We start from the raw sequence: 18,710 nt of genomic DNA, 5'->3' as shown, positions 1-18,710 counted from the left end.
ACGAAGTGAAGGTGACAACCATGGCGTGCCTCGACAGCGTCGTCGATCCACTTGTCGCAGAGATCGCCCGCGTCTCGCGAACCCTCGGAGCCGACCCCGACCTGGTCCTGCAGGGCGGTGGGAACAGCTCGGTCAAGTCCGTGCTGCGTGACCTCACCGGGGAGTCGATCCCGGTGATCCACGTGAAGGGCAGCGGACTACCCATGGCCGCCGTCGGGCCCACCGACTTCGCGCCCCTACGGCTCGACCGACTGCGCCGGCTCCTTCCCCCGGTCGTCGTCCCCGAGGACGAGCTCGCCAACGAGCTGCGCTGTGCACTGTTGCGCGCGGACGCCGCAGATCCGTCGGTGGAGACCCTGGTCCACGTCCTGCTGCCCCAGACCGCGGTCCTCCACTCCCACGCCGACGCGCTGCTCGCGCTCGGCAACAGCACGGGCGGGGCCGAGCGGATCACCGGACTGTTCGCGGACGATTGCGTCATCGTCGACTACGCCATGCCCGGCCCGGCGCTGGTGAGCGCCTGCGCGGCCGCCTGGCAGGCCCAGGCCACCGACCGGACCATCGGCATGATCGTCCTGGGTCATGGTCTCTTCACCATCGGCGACACCCCGGATCAGGCGCTGGAGCGGCACCTGGCGCTGGTGTCGCGCGCCCGGGCCGCCCTGCCGCATCTCACTCCCCTCCCCGACCCGCTCCCCGCCGACCTGCTTCCCGCCGACGAGTTCTCCCCCGACGGGGTGACCGAGCCGGACACCCTGACGCTGGTCCGGCTGCGCCGGGAGGTGTCGGAGCTCGCCGGGCGGCCACTGGTGATGCGGCGGGACACCAGCCCTGAGGTCCGCGCCTTCGCCGCCGACCAGGACCTCGTTGCGGCCATCGCTCGCGGCCCGCTCACCCCGGACCACGTGATCTGGACGCGCTACCGCCCGATGATCGGTCCCGACGTCGCCGGCTACGCCGAGGTCCACCGGGCCTGGTTCCGGGACAACCTGGACCGTACGGGCCGCGACGACGTGACCATGCTCGATGCCGCCCCCCGGGTCGTTCTCGACCCGGAGCTGGGGATGCTCACCTTCGGCCGCAACGGACACGAAGCGGCCGCGACCGCCGAGATCACGAAACACACGATGCGAGCCGTCCGACAGGCGGAGGCCCTCGGCGGCTACCGCCCGGCCTCGCCTGACCACGTCTTCGATCTGGAGTACTGGGCACCGCAACAGGCCAAACTCCGACGCTCCGACGCGGCCCGCCCGCTGATCGGCCAGGTCGCCCTGGTGACCGGCGCTGCGTCAGGGATCGGCCGGGGCTGCGCCGAGGCACTCCTGGCCGCCGGGGCCAGCGTCGTGGGCTGGGACATGTCGGAGAGCGTCGCGTCGACCTTCGACGACGAGGACTACCTGGGGATCCGGGTGGACGTCACCGACCACGACGCCGTCGCGGCCGCCCTGGCCCAGCAGTTCGAGGTCTTCGGCGGGCTCGACGTGCTCGTCGTGGCCGCCGGCATCTTCCCGACGAGTGCCAACCTCGGCGATCTCTCGATGCAGGCATGGCGGCGCACGATGGCGGTCAACCTCGACTCGGTCGCCGATCTCTACGGTCAGGCGCATCCCGCCCTGGCGAACGCCGTCCCGCACGGGCGGGTGATCCTGATCGCCTCGAAGAACGTCAAGGCCCCCGGGCCGGGCGCCTCGGCGTACTCGGCCTCCAAGGCGGGGGTGGCGCAGCTGACCCGGGTGGCGGCGCTGGAATGGGCCGCGGACCGGATCCGGGTGAACATGATCCATCCCGATGCCGTCTTCGACACCGGGCTGTGGACCCCGGATCTGCTGGCCGCCCGGGCCGAGCACTACGGCATGAGTGTCGAGGACTACAAGCGGCGCAACCTCATGCACACCGAGATCACCAGCGCCGCCGTCGGCCGACTGGCCCTGACCATGGCCTCCGACGCCTTCGCCTGCACCACGGGCGCCCAGGTCCCCATCGACGGCGGCAACGAACGGGTCATCTGAGCCCCTCAGCACGCCCCCTCAGGACGAGCCCTCAGAAGCCCCTCGGAACGACCCCCGAAGGGCCGGCCCGATCGGGGCGGTCATCAATCCCACTGCCATATCCCACCATTGCCACATCCCACCCCTGCGCACCAGGAGGCACGACCATGCAATCCGGACGCCTTGACGACCTCAAGCCACGCTACGACGACTGGGGCCCGGCGTACGTCATCCAGGGACCCAGCAGCGACATCGGCCTGCTGACGCTGCGTCCCGGCGACGAGATGACCAACCACATCCACCACTTCTGCGACGAGTCGTTCATCATCCTCGAGGGCAACGCAACCCTGTGGGTCGACTGCCAGCGCTCGTTCGCCCTCGAGCCGGGCGACGTCCACCGCTGTCAGCCCGACGAGATGCACTACTTCGTCAACGACTCGCCCGGCCTGTTCAAGATGGTCTTCATCAAGTCCCCCCAGAGCCCGGGCGACACCATCAACCTGCCCTGGACGCCGGGCCAGCCCGCCCCCGAGGTCCCCGCACGCCCCGAGGTGCCCGCACCTCCACGGTGAGCGTCGCCGGCCCGCCCCATCCACCCCGCCCGCGTCGCCCACCACGTCACGCGGCACGGGCACGGGCACGTAGCCCACACGCACACGCACACGCACACGCACACGCACAACCCATCACACATCACACATCACACATCACACATCGACAGGTCACGCCGTGACACGTCGTCCATCGAAAGGAACACCCATGGCCGATCTAGACAGCACCGTCGAGGCCCGGAACTGGGGCCTCGACTCGCCCCAGGTGACCGCAGGTTGCCCGGTGAAGGGCGCCGGCCAGCTCGACTTCGGCATGCGTCACCGGTTGTCCCGGATCTTCGGGCCGGACGGCCGCACCACCATGCTGGCCTTCGACCACGGCTACTTCCAGGGGCCGACCCATGGCCTGGAGCGCCTCGACCTGTCCATCGTCCCGCTGGCCCCGTACGCGGATGCGCTGATGGCGACCCGCGGCGCGTTCCGGTCCGTCATCCCCGCGTCCTGTGACAATGCGCTGGTCCTGCGCGCCTCGGGCGGCCCGTCCATGCTGAAGGAACTGTCCGATGAACACGTCGCGGTCGAGATGGCGGACGCCGCCCGGCTGGATGCGGCGGCCGTGGCGGTGCAGGTCTTCATCGGTGGCGAGCACGAGTCCCGCTCCATCCAGAACCTGAACACGCTCATCGACGCCGGCCTGCAGTACGGCATCCCGGTGCTGGGTGTCACGGCGGTCGGCAAGGAGATGACCAGGGACGCCCGCTACTTCGGTCTGGCGACCCGGATCATCGCCGAGTTCGGGGCCCAGATGGTCAAGACGTACTTCATCGAGGAGGGGTTCGAGCGCGTGGTAGCGGCCTGTCCGGTCCCGATCATCATGGCCGGGGGCAAGAAGCTGCCGGTCGGCGAGGCACTGACCATGGCGTACAAGGCCATCGACCAGGGAGCCGCGGGTGTCGACATGGGCCGCAACATCTTCCAGCGCCAGGATCCCGTGGCGATGATCCGGGCCGTCCGGGGCGTCGTGCACGACGGCCTGACCCCCGACCAGGCGGCCGCGGTCTATGCGGAGCTGTCCGGAGGGGCCGAGGACTGAGATGGACGAGACGACGATCAGGGAGCAGATCTGTCAGGTCGGCCGATGGCTCTGGCAGAAGGGGATGGTCGCCGCCAACGATGGGAACATCTCAGTGCGCCTCGGACAGGACCGCATCATCTGCACCCCCACCGGGGTGAGCAAGGCGATGATGGACGCAGACCTGCTCCCGATCGTCACCGTGGACGGTGATCCGGTGGACGATCGGGCGCTGCCCCCCTCGTCCGAGATCAAGATGCACCTGGCGGTCTACCGCGAGGATCCCTCCGTCGGTGCCGTGGTGCACGCTCATCCCCTGTACGCGACGATGTGGGCGGTGGCGGGGCAGCCCATCTCGGCCAGGATGCTGCCCGAGACCGTGGTCACGATGCCGCAGGTTCCGCTGGCACCGTACGCGACCCCCTCCACCCAGGCCGTTCCTGACTCGGTGGTGCCCCTGGTGGCCGGGAACCGTGCCTGTCTCCTCGAGAACCACGGAGCCCTGACCTGGGGTCACGACCTGCTGAGCGCCTATCTGATGATGGAGCGGCTGGAGTACACCGCGCAGTTGACCTGGCACCTCAGCCTCACCGGCCGCGGGCGTGACCTTCCGGACGCCGAGGTGACCACCCTCCGGACGCTCTTCGCGGGTGCCTGAGCCGGCGGCCACCTCGAGCTGTGACACCACCTCGAGCGGCGACATCACCGTGGGCTGCGACACCACCATGGGCTGCGACACCACCTCGAGCTGTGACACCATCGTGGGCGTGACCGACCGCCGCACCGACGACACCCGGCGGCCGGACGACACCCGGCTGCGCGACCTGGCCCGGCTGCGCAGTGTCCGGGACCGGATCGACCGGGAATACGACCGGCCGCTGGACGTCGAGTCACTGGCCCGCGGGGTGCACATGTCCTCGGGGCACCTGAGCCGGCTGTTCCGGGCGGCGTACGGGGAGTCGCCGTACGGCTACCTGATGACACGGCGGATCGAGCGGGCGATGGCGCTGCTGCAACGCGGCGACCTGAGCGTCACCGAGGTGTGCTTCGCGGTGGGCTACTCCTCGCTCGGCACATTCAGCACCCGGTTCTCCGAACTGGTCGGCATGCCACCGAGCACGTACCAGCGCACCGCTTCCCGGTGGGCGGGCCTGCCGGCCTGTGTGGTCAAGCAGGTGGCCCGCCCCACCCGGGACAACGGTCAGGAATGAAGAAGCATCGCCGGGGCCCCTGCTCCTAGCGTGGAGTCATGGACATCACGATTCACTCCACGTTCCTCCCGCAGACCGACCCGGAGGCGTCCCTCGGGTTCTGGCGCGACACCCTCGGCTTCGAGGTGCGCCTCGACGTCGGCTCCGGCGCGATGCGCTGGCTCACGATCGGCCCGGCCGGTCAGCCCGACACCAACATCGTGCTGGCCCCGCCGAACGTCGACCCCACCCTCACCGACGACGAGAAGCGGACCGTCAGTGAACTGATCGCCAAGGGCAGCTACGCCATGGTCCTGCTCGCCACCGACGACCTGGCGGAGACGTACGCCAAGGTCGAGGCGAGCGGTGCCGAGATCGTCCAGGAGCCCACCGACCAGCCCTGGGGGGTCCGTGACTTCGCGGTCCGCGACCCCGCCGGCACCCTGGTCCGGATCAACCAGCGCTGACATCCGCCCGTCACAGGCACCGTGCCAGACTGGGCTGGCAGGGTCGGGCGAGCCAGGAGGAGACAGGACCATGAGGGCCGGGATCAGCCGACGGGTGATCGCCGGCGGAGCGGCCGGGGTCGCTCTGGCCGGCGTTGCCTTCGCGGTGCCCGCGGTCGCCCACGCCCACTTCCTGGTCGGCCTGATGGGTCGGCACGCGGTGACCCCGAGCATGGTCCCGACCGTGACCCCGGCCACGCCCCTGAACGCGACCCCGGCTCCTGCCGCGGCCCCACCTCCGAGCGCGGCGGCAACCCCGACGTCAACGGTGACCCCGAGCGCAGCGGCACCCACCACGGCTCTCACCGCCCGGCCGGCGTCCACCGCCGCCGACCTGCACGCGTGGATCGTCCGGACCACCTGTACCGCGGCGGTGCTCGACACCCCGAGCGGTTCCTGGCTGCTCACCGCGGCGCACTGCGACACGCCCGAGTCGATCGATGCCGCGGGACGTACCTGGTCGGTGGTCGACCGGGTCACCCCCCAGGGGGACCTGCCCGCCGGGGCCGCCACCGAGGACCTGGCCCTGCTGCAGGTCGACGGCGACCTCGAGGCGGCCGTGGGCGGCGGCTTCACCGTCGGTACCGCCGTGGCGGACGGCAGCACGGTGTCGATCCGGGGATATCCCAGTGACAGCGATGAGCTCACCGGGTGCGACGGGCTACCGGTGAGTGTGGAGCCCGGCGGGATCACCGCAGACTCCTGCGACCTGCCGGACGGGACGAGCGGGTCACCGTGGTACACGGCGGACGGCGTCATCCACGGCATGACCGGGGGGCCCGACGACGGCGGCACCAGCGACTGGGAGAGCGAGTCGCCCCGGTTCACCGACGAGACGCTGATCTGGGTCAGCTCGGTCGTCGGCTGAGCGGCCGATCTGTGACGGTCGCTGGTCTTGTGACATCGCTGGTCTTGTGACATCGCCGGGCCTGTGACATCGCCGGGCCTGTGACGATCACCGCCCCCGCCGGGCCCGGCGGCATCAGGCCGGGCGGCCTTCGGGGGCCCGGGTCAGCGACGGGTCGCGGACGACGACGTCGCCGAGCGTACGGTCGATGCGCATCATCAGCTCCGGCGGGATGGTGACCCCGCACGCGGCGACGTTGTGGGCGATCTGCTCGGGGCGGGAGGCACCGACCAGGGCGGCCGAGACGTTGTCGTTCTGCAGCACCCAGGCGATCGCCATCTGGGCCATGGACAGGCCCAGTTCGTCGGCGATCGGGCGGAGATCCTGGACCCGGGCGACGAGCTCCTGGTTGTCCAGGAAGCGGCGGATGAAGTTCGCCCCGCCCTTCTCGTCGGTGGCGCGGCTGCCGGCCGGGGCCGGGGCGCCGGGCCGGTACTTGCCGCTCAGCACCCCCTGGGCCATCGGCGACCAGACGATCTGGGAGATGCCCAGCTCCTTGGCGGCGGGGATGACGCGCGGCTCGATCACCCGCCACAGCATGGAGTACTGCGGCTGGGAGCTGATGATCCGGAAGCCCATCTGGGTGGCGAGTTCCTGGCCGGCGCGCAGCTGCTCGGCGGTCCACTCGGACACGCCGATGTAGAGGGCCTTGCCCTGGCGGACGATGTCCGCGAAGGCCTGCATCGTCTCCTCCAGCGGCGTCTCCACGTCGTAGCGGTGCGCCTGGTAGAGGTCGACGTAGTCGGTGCCCAGCCGCCGCAGCGAGCCGTCGATGGACTCCATGATGTGCTTGCGGGACAGCCCGCAGTCGTTGTGGCCCTTGGGGCCGGTGGGCCAGTAGACCTTGGTGAAGATCTCCAGCGACTCGCGCCGTTCCCCGTTGAGGGCCTCGCCGAGGACCGACTCGGCGGCGGTGTTCGCGTAGGTGTCAGCGGTGTCGAAGGTGGTGATGCCGGCGTCCAGCGCGGCGTGCACACAGGCGATCGCGGTCTCGCTCTGGACCTGCGAGCCATGGGTGATCCAGTTGCCGTACGTGATCTCGGAGATCTTGAGACCAGACGTGCCGAGGTAGCGGAACTTCATATTGCGACTCTAGCCCGGTGTCCCACTGCCTCCCGGGGAATGCGGCGAGGCGACTGCCCGATGCCCGCGTCAGTGTCAGTGCTCCGGTGGAGACTCCTGGTATCGAACATCCGTACGGTTGGGGGGAACATGTGGGAGTGGTCGGAGGCCGTCGGGACGGATCGGTTGCCACGCCCGGAGGCGGAGGACCTGGGGGTCGGGATCCAGGGGGCGGCGACTGCCCGGGCGCGTTGCGATGCGCGGCTGCTGGAGCTGGTCGGACAGTTCGACGCAGGCGTGGGATGGGCCTGGTTCGAGGGGATCACCTCGTGCGCACACTGGCTGGGGTGGGCGTGTTCGATGAGCCCCGGCACCGCACGGGAGCACGTCCGGGTCGCGCGGGCGCTACGCTCCATGCCGACGGTGGCGGAGCTGTTCTCCGACGGCGTCCTGACGTACTCGAAGGTCCGTGAGGTGACGCGGTTGGCCGGACGGGTCGAGGAGGCCGAGCTGTGCGAGGTGGCCCGGGCCCAGACCGCCTCCCAGCTGGCCCGCACGGTCCGTTCCTATCGCGCCCACGCCGGGACGCACCTGGGCCAGGTCGAGCGGCGCCGGCTGTCGTGGCGCGAGACCGATGACGGCATGGTCACCCTCAGCGTACGGATGCTGCCGGAAGAGGCCGCGGTCGTGCGCGGCGCCCTCGAGGCGGCGACCGACCGCCGGCTCGACCATCCGGACGAGCCGATCGCGCCCGCCGACGACGGCCACATCCACGAGCACCGCCACGTCAACCACCCGGGCCAGGCCGACCACCAGGGCCAGGTCGACCACCAGGGCCAGGTCGACGTAGACGCCATCGACCACCGCCGGGGCAACGTGGACGCGACCAATGCCAACGGCAACGGCACGGCTGATCGGTCGGTCATCGACGCGGTCGCAGCACTGTACGACGTGGCCCGCGGCTACCTGGACGCGGTCCCGACGACCTGTGTCGACGATCCGAACCTGGTGGTGGTCCATGTCGGTGTCGAGACGCTCACCGGAGCGATCGCTTTCCCGAACGACACGGTGGCATCGACCGACACGGTGGCATCGAACGTGCCAGTCGAGCCGGCGGCGGCGAACGGCGGGGTGGCGTCGACCTCGCCGGTGGCGTCAGGCGGGGACGTTCCCGCGGGAACGTCGGGAGCGTCGGCACCCGGGCACGGGCCAGCGAGTCTGCGGGCGTCACAGGCATGGATCGAGCGTGGTGGCCCGGTCGAAGCGACCACCGCAGCCCGCCACGCCTGTGACGGGGATGTCGTCGGGATGATCTGTGACGCCGAAGGTGACGTACTGGCGATGGGCCGGACGCGGCGGTTGGCCACCCCCGCCCAGCGACGCGCGTTGCGGGTCCGGGACGGGAGCTGTCAGTTCCCCGGCTGCCGGCAGCGGCGGCGGTTGAAGGCGCACCACATCGTCTTCTGGGCCGACGGCGGGGCGACCGATCTCGACAACCTGGTCCTGCTGTGTCAGGCCCACCACACGTACGTGCACGAGGGTGGCGTGAAGCTGACCGGGCGGCCCGGGGCCCGGGTGTTCACCCTCCCGGACGGACGCGCCATCGGCACCGGCGAGGCTCCCGATCCCGACCTGGTCGAGCGCATCGTGCAGGCGGCGGCCCGGGCCGCGGCTGAACAGCCGGACCGGATCTTCCCGCTGCAGGCCGGTGCAGGCTTCCGACTCTTCGACTGCGTACAGGTCCTCTTCGACATCGAGTTGCCCGCGGCCGCCTGACTGGGACTGACCAGGGATCACCGGAACTGACCAGGGATCACCGGGGAACCCGCGGCTGACCGGAGGTGGAGCTGACCGGAGGTGGAGCTGACCGAGGTTGCCCCGGGCTGACCGGGATCGCCGGCTCACACCTCAGGTCCGGGTCGTCACCCCGCCAGTCCCAGGGCCAACGGTAGCACCGCCGGGGCGCCGGCCTGCCGCAGCAGCCGTCCGGCGACGGCCATCGTCCAGCGTGAATCGACCAGGTCGTCGACGAGCAGGACCGGTCCGTCCAGGCCCGCCAGGCGTTCGGCGAGCTCTGCCGGGACCTCCCAGCGGTCCCACACCGAAGCCAGCCGGAAGGCGCTGTTGCCTGCAGCCGTCGGGCCCGCCCCCGGGCGCAGCGGGAGCATCCCGAGATCGGCCAGCCGGCCCACCCGGGCCAGTCCGGAGACGGTCGAGGCGACCAGCTGGGGCCGGCCGAGGGTCCCGACCCCGATCACCGCGACCGGTCGGACGGCCCAGTCCCAGCCGCTGAGCACCCGGATGCACGCCTGGGCCAGAGCGGCGGGCAGGGGCCGGTCGACCGGCCGCCCCTCGGTGTCGGGGGCGAACAGGTCCCGCAGCGCCCGGCCGTGACCGAGGTCGGTCAGCCGGGCGACGGCCCGGCCCTCCTCGACGGTATCCCCGGCCGCGATCCGTCCCTTCACCGCGATGCCGAGCCGGTCCATCCCGGAGGGCCACTGGTGGCGCGGCTCGATCGGCACCCCGACGTGCTGGAGCTGGGCGCCGGCCAGTCCCAGGGACTCCTCGGGCACGTCCTCGGCGTACCAGGGCCGCTGGCCCGTCGCCGCCAGGCAGGCATCGCAGCGCCCACAGGGGTGGGCCTGCGGGTCGTCGAGCTGGGCGGTGAGGAACTCCATCCGGCAGGTCGTGCCGCGCTCGTACTCGAGCATCGCCTGTTGCTCGGCGGTCCGGGCCGCGGCGATCCGGCCGTACCGCTCGGCGTCGTACGTCCACGGCGCCCCGGTTGTCGTCCAGCCCTGGCTGAGCTTCTCGGCCGCGCCGTCCACCGCGAGCACCTTCAGCAGCAGCTCCAGGGGCGTGCGCCGGATGTCGACCCGGGCCTCCAGAGCGGCGACCGACAGCGGCCGACCGGCCTCGGCCAGCGCGGACAGCACCGCGGAAGCCTTCGCCTGACTGGGCATCGAGGCGGAGGCGAAGTACTGCCAGATGTCGCGGTCCTCCGGGCCCGGCAGCAGCAGCACGTCGGCGGACTGCACGGCGCGCCCGGCCCGGCCGACCTGCTGGTAGTACGCGACCGGCGACGAGGGCGCGCCGAGGTGCACGACGAACCCCAGATCGGGCTTGTCGAACCCCATCCCGAGCGCACTGGTGGCGACCAACGCCTTCACCGCGTTGGTCTTCAGCGCCTGTTCGGCCGCCTCACGGTCGGCCGGATCGGTCCGGCCGGTGTAGGCGAGGACGCGATGACCGTACGAGGCGAGCAGGCGCGCGGTGTCCTCGGCGGCGGAGACGGTCAGCGCATAGATGATGCCGCTGCCGGGCAGGTCACCAAGATGGGCCAGCAGCCAGCCCAGCCGGTGGCGGGAGGTCGGCAACGTCAGCACGCCGAGGCGCAGCGAGTCACGGGCCAGCGGGCCACGGACAACGAAGACGTCGCTCGACGGGGGCGGCGCGGAGGACGAAGAGAGCGCGGTGAGCGAGGAGATCGCGGCCGACGCGTCGGCAGGGGGGATCGCGGTGGCCGGGGGCGCAGTGCTGGGCCCGGCGCCCTGGAGGCGTACGCCCAGTTGCTCCGCGATGTCGGTGATCACCCGGCTGTTGGCGGTGGCGGTGGTGGCGAGGATCGGCACCCCCTCGGGGAGCCGGGCGATCAGGTCGCGGATCCGCCGGTAGTCTGGCCGGAAGTCGTGGCCCCAGTCGGAGATGCAGTGCGCCTCGTCGACGACGAGCAGTCCCAGGTCGGCGATCAGGACGGGCAGCACCGTCTCGCGGAACCGCGGATTGGTGAGGCGTTCGGGGGAGATCAGCAGCAGGTCGACGTCGCCGGCCTGCACCGCCGCGATGGTCTCGTCCCACTGTGTCGCGTTCGCCGAGTTGATCGCCGCCGCGCGGATGCCGGCCCGCTGCGCCGCGGCGAGCTGGTCACGCATCAGGGCCAGCAGCGGGGAGACGATGACGGTGACCCCGGCCCCCTGGCGACGTCGCAGCAGGCAGGAGACGAAGTAGACCGCGGACTTGCCCCAGCCGGTGCGCTGGACCACCAGGGCCCGGCGCCGGTCGGCGACCAGTGCTTCGATCGCCTCGAACTGGCCGTCGCGGAAGTCGGCCCCGGGCACGCCGGTCAGGTCCTGCAGGATCGTCCGGGCCTCGTCACGCAGCGTCATCCGCGCCTCCGTCATCCACGCCCCCGGTCATGCGCAGCCACGTCATGCGCAGCCCTGTCATTGTCATGTGCAGCCCTGTCATACATCGCCCTCACCGGGCCAGCCAGGCGGCGTACGCGTCGAACGTCGAGGGCCGGCCGAGGAAGTCCTCGACCAGGTCGGCGGCGTCCAGCTCCCCGCCGCGGGCCAGGATGGTGTCGCGGTAGCGGGCCGCGACCCCGGGCTCGAACAGGTCGTCGGGGTCGAACGCGGAGAACAGGTCCTTGGCGATCACCTGGGACCAGGCGTACGTGTAGTAGCCGCTGGAGTAGCCGTCGAGATGGCCGAAGTTGCAGTGGAAGTGCGTGCCCTCGAGGTAGGGGAACAGCGAGTAACGCTCCTGCAGCTCCTTCACCCGGGCAGTGAGGTCGGGCACGTCGTGGGCGTGCAGGTCGTACGCCAGGGCGGCGTAGAACATCTGGGTGCGGGCGTGGTAGCCCTTGCCGAAGTCCTCCGCGCGACGCATCCGTTCGACCAGGTCCGCGGGGATCGGCACGCCCGCCTCGTCGGTGGCGAAGGTGGCGAGCACCGCCGGGTCCCAGGCCCACTCCTCGAGCAGCTGGCTGGGCGCCTCGACGAAGTCCCACTCGGTGGCGACCCCGGAGAACCGCACCCACTCCGACCGCCCACCGAGCACGTGGTGGACCAGGTGGCCGAACTCGTGGAACAGCGTCACCACATCGTCGTGTTGCATCAGGCCGCGCGGGAAGTTGCAGACCAGTACCCCCTCGGGCAGCCGCCGGTCCCGGACCCCCTCGGCGAGGGTGAACTGGGCGGCGTGCTTGTACTTGCCCTCGCGAGGGTGCAGGTCGAGGAAGATCCGGCCGATCCGCTCCCCGGTGCCCGCGCCCGCGGCGTCGGCGTCGGCGTCGGCGTCGGCGCGGAGCACGTCGTAGGCGGCCACCTCCTCGTGCCAGACGTGCGCCTCGGCGGGGTCGACCGGGACGTACGTCAGGCCGAACAGCCGGCCGGTGACCTCGAGCAGGCCGGCGCGGACCTTGTCGACGTCGAAGTAGCGGCGGACCTGCTGGGCATCCACGCCGTACCGCTCGCGGCGGACCAGTTCGGCGTAGTAGGCGGAGTCGGCCGCGTCGATCGTCGTCGCTCCGGGGACGTCGCGGCGCAGCCGGTCGAGCAGCACGGCATGGTCGCGCCGGGCGGGCTGGAGGGCCAGCTCCGCGATCCGGTCGACGAAGGCGGGGATCGCCTCGCCGGTGCCGATCATCATCACCTCGGCGGCGTAGTCGGGCCAGCTGCCGTAGCCGAGCAGCTCCGCCACCTCCCGGCGCACCGCGAACAACTCCCGCAGCACGGCATCGTTGTCGGGCCAGCCGCGGTTGAGGAACTCGACCCGCAGCGCCCGGCGGACGGCCGCGTCCTCGGCGAAGGTGACGTACGGCACTGCGTCGGGATAGTCGGTGGTCACCGTGACCAGGCCGTCCTCGTCGGCCGGATGGGCATCGATCCAGTCCTCCGGAAGACCGGCCAACTGCTCCGGCGTCACCCGCACCGACCGCACGTCGGCGCGGATCGTCCGACTCATCTGCTGACCCAGGTCGACCTGGCGGCTGTCGAGCTCCCGTAGCCGGGCCCGGGTCGCCTCGTCACGATCGACCCCGGAACGGCGGAAGTCACGCAGCACCCGCTCGAGCAGCCGGCGGGCGACCGGATCGGGCCGGTGGTCGGCATCGAGCAGGCCGGTCGGGTCGAGCGCGGCGAACACCGCGTAGAGCTCCGGGTCGAGGGACAACTCGGTGGACACCCGGCTGGCCTCCTGCACCACCCGGTCGCCGAGCGTACGGACCTCCTCGGCGGGGTGGACCTGCGCGTGGACCGACCCGATGGCCCACAGGTCGCTGAGCGCCAGGGTGATGTCGTTCCACCGGCGCAGCGTGCCCATCGGGTCGCCGGGTGGGGCGGCCCTGAGGTCGGCCACCCGGCGCTCCACTTCGTCCAGCAACGCCGTCCGCCGCTCCTCGAGCCAGGCGGCGGCGTGCTCGGGCGCGGGCAGGTGCAGCGGAGCGGGACTGGTCATGGTCAGCACTGTACGAGGTGGGTCCGACACCCACCGACGTTCGCGCCGCCCGGCCCCCAGCGGCGCCGCAGGGCCGCGGCGCTGCAGGGCCGCGGCGCTGCAGGACTCAGCGGTGCCGCAGCAGGCGACCGGCGACGTACGCCAGTTCGGCGTCCGCCCCGGCGGCCAGGTCCGTCAGCAGCCCGTCGGTCGCCGCGTGATCGAGCCGGCTGAGGGCACACAGCATCGCCAGTCGGACATCGGGCTCGGGATCGGCCAGGTGAGCGGCGAGGGTCGGGATCGCCGGGTCGGCCTGCGGGCTGCCGAGATCGGAGAGGGTGTCGGCGGCATGGATCCGGACGATCGGGTCCGGGTCGGCCAGGGCGGCGACGAGCGGCTCGACGGCCCACTGCGCCAGCACGATCAGGGCATCGGTGAGGGCGTCCCGGACGGCGGCGTCGCCCTCCCCCAGCCGGGCGATGAGCGCCGGGACGACCGCGGGGCTGCCGGTGGACGCGGCCGCCCGGGCGGCCTTGACCGCCACCACCGGGTCCTCGTCGCCGATCACCGGCAGGATCGGCCGGACGACGGGCTCGCCGCCGATCTTGCTGAGCACGTGCGCGGCCTGCGCCCGGACCGGCGCGTCGGCGCTGTAGAGCTGCACCATCAGCGCACCCATCGCGTGCTCGGCGTGCTGCACCGCCGCCCAGGTGATCATCTCCTTGACCGCCGGGTCCGCCTCCGCACCGAGCCGGCCGACGAGCACGGCCGCGGCCTCGGGGTCCGCCGAGGTGCCGAGGTCCATCGCGGCCCGCAGCCGGACGTTCTCGTCCGTGTGGTGGAGGCGTCGGATGAGCGTTTCGGTCGTGGGGCGACGGGTCGTGGGGCGGCTGGTCATGGGTCCTCCTGTGCCGGACGGTCCGACGGATGCCCCGAGGGTAGATGATGGTTCAACCCTCTGACCGGCCGCTGACCGGGCACGACCTACGCTGGACCGTATGGGCGATGACATCGATGCCGACGATCCCCGCGACGACACCTTCGTGGCGTACGAGCGACTGGTCGCCCACGGGAGCCAATTGTCCCGCGTCCTGCTGACCTACCAGGCCGGCATCGACGAGGTCATGACCAAGCTGACGATCCTGCGCCGGGAGTACGAGCACGCCTACGACTACAACCCGATCGAGCACCTGACGGCGCGGCTCAAGTCCCCCGCGAGCATCGTCGCGAAGGCCCGGCGCCGCCACGTCGACCCCACCATCGACGGCGTCCGCGAGGCGATCACCGACATCGCCGGCGTCCGGGTGATCACCTCGTTCGAGAGCGACGTGTACCGGGTGCGGGACGTGCTGTGCGCGCAGAACGACCTCACCGTGCTCAAGGTGAAGAACTACATCGCCGAGCCCAAGCCCAACGGCTACCGCAGCCTGCACGTGATCTTCGAGGTCCCGGTGTTCCTCACCGACCGGACCGCCCGGGTCCCGGTGGAGGTGCAGTTCCGCACCATCGCAATGGATTTCTGGGCCGCCCTGGAGCACAAGATCTACTACAAGTTCGACCGTACGGTCCCCGAGGCACTCCTCGACAGCCTCTACAGCACCGCCCTCAGCTCGGCGAAGCTGGATGCCGACATGGAGGCGCTGCACCGCCAGATCCGCGGCGACGGGCCGCACCTGCTGGCCGGGGACCGGACCTCGGTCGACGGCGGTTCGGTCAACTTCTGACCGCGCGGAGACCTGACCGCGCGGAGGGCTGGCAGGTGGAGGCCTGCCCCGTGGAGGCCTGCCCCGTGGAGGGACCTGACCCCGTAGGGGGCCGACCAAGGTGGACGCCTGCCCCGCATGGGGTCCGACCCGCGCCGAGGGTCGTACGGCGCCCCCGGACGGGGCGAGGCTGGGCCTCCCGAGGGCACCGTACGACGTCTCCTCCGCACGCGGGCAGCGGGATCACCACCACGCGCAGGGCTCCGGTGCGGAGCGGCGTCTCCTCCGCACGCGGGCAGCGGCTACCCGGCGGCCTCCCCTGGCTGCCCGTGGACCCCGGGCTGCTCGTCCACGTCGTGCTGCCCGTAGACGTTCTGGTAGCGGTACCACAGCTTGTCGATCATCGCCTGCGGCAGCGGCGGGACCGGCCCCTGCTGCTGCGCGATGCTGACCGCGCGGGCCACCTCCTCGCACATCACCGCGGCCTTGACGGCGTCGCGGCCGTCGGCGCCGATGGTGAACGGGCCGTGCTGGGCCATCAGCACCGCGCGGGAGCGGTGGCCGGTGAGGGTGTCGACGATGCCCTGCCCGATCGAGTCGTCCCCGATGATGGCCAGCGGCCCGACCGGGATCGGCCCGCCGAACTCGTCCGCCACCATGGTGAGGATGCAGGGGATCTGCTGGCCACGGGCGGCGAAGGCGGTGGCGTACGTGGAGTGCGTGTGCACCACCCCACCCACCGCAGGCATGTGCCGGTAGACGTAGGCGTGGGCGGCGGTGTCGGAGGAGGGCCGGAGCGAGCGCGGCGTGCCGTCGTCGATCTTGGCCCCGTCGAGGGTGCAGACGACCATCTGCTCGGGCCGCAGGTCGTCGTACGACACACCGGACGGTTTGATCACGAACAGGTCGGCGCCGGGCACCCGCTCGGAGATGTTGCCGGCGGTCCAGACGACCAGGCCCCAGCGGGGCAGTTCGGCATGCAGCGCGGCCACCCGCTCGCGGGTCTCGGCGACGGCGCGCCGGAGGTGGTCCGGCAGGGATTCGAGTTGCATCATGGGTCACTCCCGGAGTCGAAGGTCGCAAGTCGAAGGTCGCAAGTCGAGGGTCGCCGGCACGGGCGCCGGCGGCGGGAACGTACGGCGGTCGGTCCGGCCCCGGGCCCGGGTGGGGGACCCGGGTCCGGGGCGCCACCCGGCCCTCAGGACCGGGCGTCGGGGGGCCGTCAGCGGGCGATCAGCTGTCGTACTCGTTGATCGCCGCCACCTTGACGGCGGAGGGCGAGCCCTCGTCGAAGGTGTAGTCCAGCCATTCCTTGGCCAGCCGGCGGGCCAGCTCGATGCCGACCACCCGCTGGCCCATGCACAGCACCTGGGCGTTGTTGCTGAGCACGGAGCGTTCCACCGAGTACGAGTCGTGGGCGGTGACCGCCCGCACCCCGTGCACCTTGTTGGCGCTGATCGCCATCCCCAGCCCGGTGCCGCAGATCAGCAGCGCCCGGTCCGCCTCGCCGGCGGCGATCTTGCGGGCCGCGTCGACGGCGATGTGGGGGTAGTCGGTCAGCTGCTCGGAGTCCACCCCGACGTCGATCACCTCGGCGACGCGCTCGTCCTTCTCGAGATCGGCCTTGATCCGTTCCTTGTAGTCGTAGCCGGCGTCATCGGCGCCCACCACCACGCGGTACTTGTCGGTCATTCCTGTTCACCACTTCCGTGTCCGGCACGTGCCTGTCCGGCACCGCTCTGTCCGGCACTGCCCTGTCCGGCCTTCCGGTCCGCGAGGACGTCACCCACTTCCACGACGCACATGGCCAGCGATGTGGCGCCCGCGTCGGGGGTGCCGACGCTGCGCTCGGCGAGCGGGCGGGCCCGCCCGACCTTCGGCGACAGCGCCGCCGTGTCGGCCGCGGCGCGCACCGCGATCTGCGCGGCATCGCCCCAGGCCTCGGTGAGCGACCGACCGGCCGCCACCTCCTGCTCCAGCCCGTCGACGAACGGCACCAGGGCGTCGAGCATCGTCTTGTCCCCCACGTGCGCCTTGCCGAGGGTCACCATCGAGTCGAGGAACGCCCGCGCCCCGGCGACCACCTGGGTCGCGTCGATCCGGTCGGTGTCATCGCCGAGCACCTCGCCGAACGCCTGCAGGGCCCGGCCCCACAGCACCCCGGAGGTGCCGCCGGCCCTGCCGGCCCACGCCTCGCCCGCAGCACCGAGCACGGACCGTACGCCGCCCTCCGCGGCGGCCGCCGCCTGCGCGGCCTCGAGCGCGTTGCTGACCCCGCGGACCATGCCGCGGCCGTGGTCGCCGTCACCGGCGATCGCGTCGATCCGGGCCAGTTCCTCCTCCTCGGCGCGCATCCGGGCATCCATCGCCGCCAGCCCCCGGACGGCCACCGCGGCGGCCTCCCGCGAGCCGGCACTGCCCTGTCGTACGTCCCCGCCGGCGGTGACCAGGGCGGAGAGGTCACGGACCGGGGCGTCGCGCCGGTCCACCGCCCCCTTGCGATAGGCCGGGGTGTCGGCCGGGGCGGTCCAGTACTTCTCCAGTTCCTCGTCGAGGTGGACCAGGGTCAGCGAGATGCCGGCCATGTCGAGGCTGGTGACCAGTTCGCCGACCTCGGGGTCGACGACGGTGTAGCCGCGCCGGGCCAGCTCGGCGGCCACGGTCCGCCAGACGACGAAGAGCTCCTCGTACTTCGTGGCACCCAGGCCGTTGAGGATCACCCCGACCCGCTTGGTGGAGTCGGCCGGCTCCTCGGCCAGCACCCGCTCCAGCAGCATCACGGCCAGGTCGCGGGCGGGCAGCAGGTCGGACTCGGCGATGCCCGGCTCACCGTGGATGCCCAGTCCGACGCCCATCCGCCCCGGCGGGACGTGGAACAGCTTGTCGGCGGCACCGGGCATGGTGCAGCCGTCCAGGCCGACGCCCATCGTCCGGGTCCGGTCGTTGGCCAGGATGGCGAGGCGTTCCACCTCGGCCAGATCGGCGCCCTCGTCCGCGGCGGCACCGGCCACCTTGAAGACGACGAAGTCACCGGCGATGCCGCGGCGCTTGGCGATCTCGGTCACCGGGGCGCTGGCCACGTCATCGGTGACGTACACGTTGCGGGTCGGCACGCCGTCGGCGATCAGCCGCTCCTGGGCCAGGTTGAAGTTCATCACGTCACCGGCGTAGTTGCCGGTGATGAAGAGGACGCCGCCGCCGTTCTGCGCGGCGCGGCCGACGTTGTAGGCGTCCTCGGTGGAGGGGGAGGTGAAGATGTTGCCCACCACCGCGCCGTCGGCGAAGCCGTCGCCGACGACACCGCAGAAGGCGGGGTAGTGGCCCGAGCCGCCACCGACCACGACGGCGACCTTGCCCTCCGGGGTGGCCGCCCGGCGGACGACACCCCCGGGGACCTGCAGCACGTAGCGGGAGAAGGCGTCACAGAAGCCGACGAGTGCGTCCTCCATGAAAGTTTCGGGATCGTTGAACAGATGAGTCATGGCGCGTCCTTTCCGTCGCTGCTCATCGCG

General features: G+C 71.6%; 16 protein-coding genes. 9 read left to right on the top strand and 7 right to left on the bottom strand.

Translation table 11 applies throughout. From position 1 onward, the window contains the following. The first annotated feature begins 20 nt into the window (after positions 1-20). The 7 genes from VB059_RS09615 to VB059_RS09585 all read left to right on the top strand — a co-directional run bounded on the left by VB059_RS09615 (position 21) and on the right by VB059_RS09585 (position 6,175). Positions 21-2,009, top strand: coding sequence for a bifunctional aldolase/short-chain dehydrogenase (locus VB059_RS09615; RefSeq protein WP_323421805.1), 1,989 nt, complete (start codon positions 21-23; stop codon positions 2,007-2,009). Between the two features lie 146 nt (positions 2,010-2,155). After that, positions 2,156-2,560, top strand: a complete 405-nt coding sequence (locus VB059_RS09610; protein ID WP_323421804.1) for a cupin domain-containing protein — start codon at positions 2,156-2,158, stop codon at positions 2,558-2,560. 187 nt (positions 2,561-2,747) lie between these two features. Continuing rightward, on the top strand, positions 2,748-3,632 hold the full coding sequence (gene lsrF / locus VB059_RS09605; protein WP_323421803.1) for a 3-hydroxy-5-phosphonooxypentane-2,4-dione thiolase: 885 nt from the start codon (positions 2,748-2,750) through the stop codon (positions 3,630-3,632). Between the two features lies 1 nt (position 3,633). Beyond that, entirely contained in the window at positions 3,634-4,269 is a 636-nt protein-coding gene (locus VB059_RS09600) for a class II aldolase/adducin family protein (RefSeq protein ID WP_323421802.1), read from the top strand. Continuing rightward, the gene (locus tag VB059_RS09595) at positions 4,262-4,822 is read left to right on the top strand and encodes an AraC family transcriptional regulator (RefSeq protein ID WP_323421801.1); all 561 of its coding nucleotides are present in this window, start codon (positions 4,262-4,264) and stop codon (positions 4,820-4,822) included. Before VB059_RS09600 ends, VB059_RS09595 begins: the two co-directional genes overlap by 8 nt. A gap of 38 nt (positions 4,823-4,860) precedes the next feature. Next, on the top strand, positions 4,861-5,268 hold the full coding sequence (locus tag VB059_RS09590) for a VOC family protein (protein ID WP_323421800.1): 408 nt from the start codon (positions 4,861-4,863) through the stop codon (positions 5,266-5,268). A gap of 70 nt (positions 5,269-5,338) precedes the next feature. Then, on the top strand, positions 5,339-6,175 hold the full coding sequence (locus VB059_RS09585) for a hypothetical protein (RefSeq protein WP_323421799.1): 837 nt from the start codon (positions 5,339-5,341) through the stop codon (positions 6,173-6,175). Positions 6,176-6,289: 114 nt separating this feature from the next. Here the strand turns inward: VB059_RS09585 and VB059_RS09580 are convergent, their stop codons facing one another. Then, the gene (locus VB059_RS09580; RefSeq protein ID WP_323421798.1) at positions 6,290-7,297 is read right to left on the bottom strand and encodes an aldo/keto reductase family protein; all 1,008 of its coding nucleotides are present in this window, start codon (positions 7,295-7,297) and stop codon (positions 6,290-6,292) included. Between the two features lie 129 nt (positions 7,298-7,426). Between VB059_RS09580 and VB059_RS09575 the strand changes: the two genes are divergently transcribed. After that, on the top strand, positions 7,427-9,052 hold the full coding sequence (locus VB059_RS09575; protein ID WP_323421797.1) for an HNH endonuclease signature motif containing protein: 1,626 nt from the start codon (positions 7,427-7,429) through the stop codon (positions 9,050-9,052). 146 nt (positions 9,053-9,198) lie between these two features. Here the strand turns inward: VB059_RS09575 and VB059_RS09570 are convergent, their stop codons facing one another. From VB059_RS09570 to VB059_RS09560, 3 genes are all read right to left on the bottom strand, one after another. Further along, on the bottom strand, positions 9,199-11,442 hold the full coding sequence (locus VB059_RS09570; RefSeq protein WP_323421796.1) for a DEAD/DEAH box helicase: 2,244 nt from the start codon (positions 11,440-11,442) through the stop codon (positions 9,199-9,201). A 91-nt stretch (positions 11,443-11,533) separates the two neighbouring features. After that, positions 11,534-13,516 carry a M3 family metallopeptidase gene (locus tag VB059_RS09565; RefSeq protein ID WP_323421795.1) on the bottom strand — a complete coding sequence of 661 codons (1,983 nt, stop codon included), beginning with the start codon at positions 13,514-13,516 and terminating at the stop codon, positions 11,534-11,536. 106 nt (positions 13,517-13,622) lie between these two features. Next, positions 13,623-14,393, bottom strand: coding sequence for a HEAT repeat domain-containing protein (locus VB059_RS09560; RefSeq protein ID WP_323421794.1), 771 nt, complete (start codon positions 14,391-14,393; stop codon positions 13,623-13,625). Between the two features lie 100 nt (positions 14,394-14,493). On the opposite strand from VB059_RS09560, the gene VB059_RS09555 reads away from it, so the two are divergent. Beyond that, positions 14,494-15,219 (top strand): GTP pyrophosphokinase family protein, encoded by a 726-nt coding sequence (locus VB059_RS09555; protein WP_323421793.1) that lies wholly within the window; start codon positions 14,494-14,496, stop codon positions 15,217-15,219. 281 nt (positions 15,220-15,500) lie between these two features. Here VB059_RS09555 and VB059_RS09550 read toward each other — a convergent pair whose 3' ends face one another. The 3 genes from VB059_RS09550 to VB059_RS09540 all read right to left on the bottom strand — a co-directional run bounded on the left by VB059_RS09550 (position 15,501) and on the right by VB059_RS09540 (position 18,680). Beyond that, a complete protein-coding gene (locus tag VB059_RS09550; protein WP_416339533.1) occupies positions 15,501-16,253 on the bottom strand; it encodes an L-ribulose-5-phosphate 4-epimerase in 753 nt (250 codons plus the stop codon). 178 nt (positions 16,254-16,431) lie between these two features. Further along, positions 16,432-16,890 carry a ribose-5-phosphate isomerase gene (locus tag VB059_RS09545; RefSeq protein WP_323421792.1) on the bottom strand — a complete coding sequence of 153 codons (459 nt, stop codon included), beginning with the start codon at positions 16,888-16,890 and terminating at the stop codon, positions 16,432-16,434. Beyond that, positions 16,887-18,680 carry a dihydroxyacetone kinase family protein gene (locus VB059_RS09540; RefSeq protein WP_323421791.1) on the bottom strand — a complete coding sequence of 598 codons (1,794 nt, stop codon included), beginning with the start codon at positions 18,678-18,680 and terminating at the stop codon, positions 16,887-16,889. Before VB059_RS09540 ends, VB059_RS09545 begins: the two co-directional genes overlap by 4 nt. Positions 18,681-18,710: the final 30 nt, after the last annotated feature.

The organism is Raineyella sp., assembly GCF_034933565.1.
Taxonomy (GTDB): Bacteria; Actinomycetota; Actinomycetes; order Propionibacteriales; family Propionibacteriaceae; genus Raineyella.
The sequence above is the reverse complement of the archived record's forward strand: the minus strand, read 5'-3'. Positions and strand labels throughout refer to the sequence as shown.

What these genes read in the sequence shown, in the direction of transcription:
- VB059_RS09615 (WP_323421805.1), top strand. Translation starts at nt 21, where the DNA reads ATGGCGTGCCTCGACAGCGTCGTCGATCCACTTGTCGCAGAGATCGCC.
- VB059_RS09610 (WP_323421804.1), top strand. Translation starts at nt 2,156, where the DNA reads ATGCAATCCGGACGCCTTGACGACCTCAAGCCACGCTACGACGACTGG.
- lsrF (WP_323421803.1), top strand. Translation starts at nt 2,748, where the DNA reads ATGGCCGATCTAGACAGCACCGTCGAGGCCCGGAACTGGGGCCTCGAC.
- VB059_RS09600 (WP_323421802.1), top strand. Translation starts at nt 3,634, where the DNA reads ATGGACGAGACGACGATCAGGGAGCAGATCTGTCAGGTCGGCCGATGG.
- VB059_RS09590 (WP_323421800.1), top strand. Translation starts at nt 4,861, where the DNA reads ATGGACATCACGATTCACTCCACGTTCCTCCCGCAGACCGACCCGGAG.
- VB059_RS09585 (WP_323421799.1), top strand. Translation starts at nt 5,339, where the DNA reads ATGAGGGCCGGGATCAGCCGACGGGTGATCGCCGGCGGAGCGGCCGGG.
- VB059_RS09580 (WP_323421798.1), bottom strand. Translation starts at nt 7,297, where the DNA reads ATGAAGTTCCGCTACCTCGGCACGTCTGGTCTCAAGATCTCCGAGATC.
- VB059_RS09575 (WP_323421797.1), top strand. Translation starts at nt 7,427, where the DNA reads ATGTGGGAGTGGTCGGAGGCCGTCGGGACGGATCGGTTGCCACGCCCG.
- VB059_RS09570 (WP_323421796.1), bottom strand. Translation starts at nt 11,442, where the DNA reads ATGACGCTGCGTGACGAGGCCCGGACGATCCTGCAGGACCTGACCGGC.
- VB059_RS09565 (WP_323421795.1), bottom strand. Translation starts at nt 13,516, where the DNA reads ATGACCAGTCCCGCTCCGCTGCACCTGCCCGCGCCCGAGCACGCCGCC.
- VB059_RS09560 (WP_323421794.1), bottom strand. Translation starts at nt 14,393, where the DNA reads ATGACCAGCCGCCCCACGACCCGTCGCCCCACGACCGAAACGCTCATC.
- VB059_RS09555 (WP_323421793.1), top strand. Translation starts at nt 14,494, where the DNA reads ATGGGCGATGACATCGATGCCGACGATCCCCGCGACGACACCTTCGTG.
- VB059_RS09550 (WP_416339533.1), bottom strand. Translation starts at nt 16,253, where the DNA reads ATGATGCAACTCGAATCCCTGCCGGACCACCTCCGGCGCGCCGTCGCC.
- VB059_RS09545 (WP_323421792.1), bottom strand. Translation starts at nt 16,890, where the DNA reads ATGACCGACAAGTACCGCGTGGTGGTGGGCGCCGATGACGCCGGCTAC.
- VB059_RS09540 (WP_323421791.1), bottom strand. Translation starts at nt 18,680, where the DNA reads ATGACTCATCTGTTCAACGATCCCGAAACTTTCATGGAGGACGCACTC.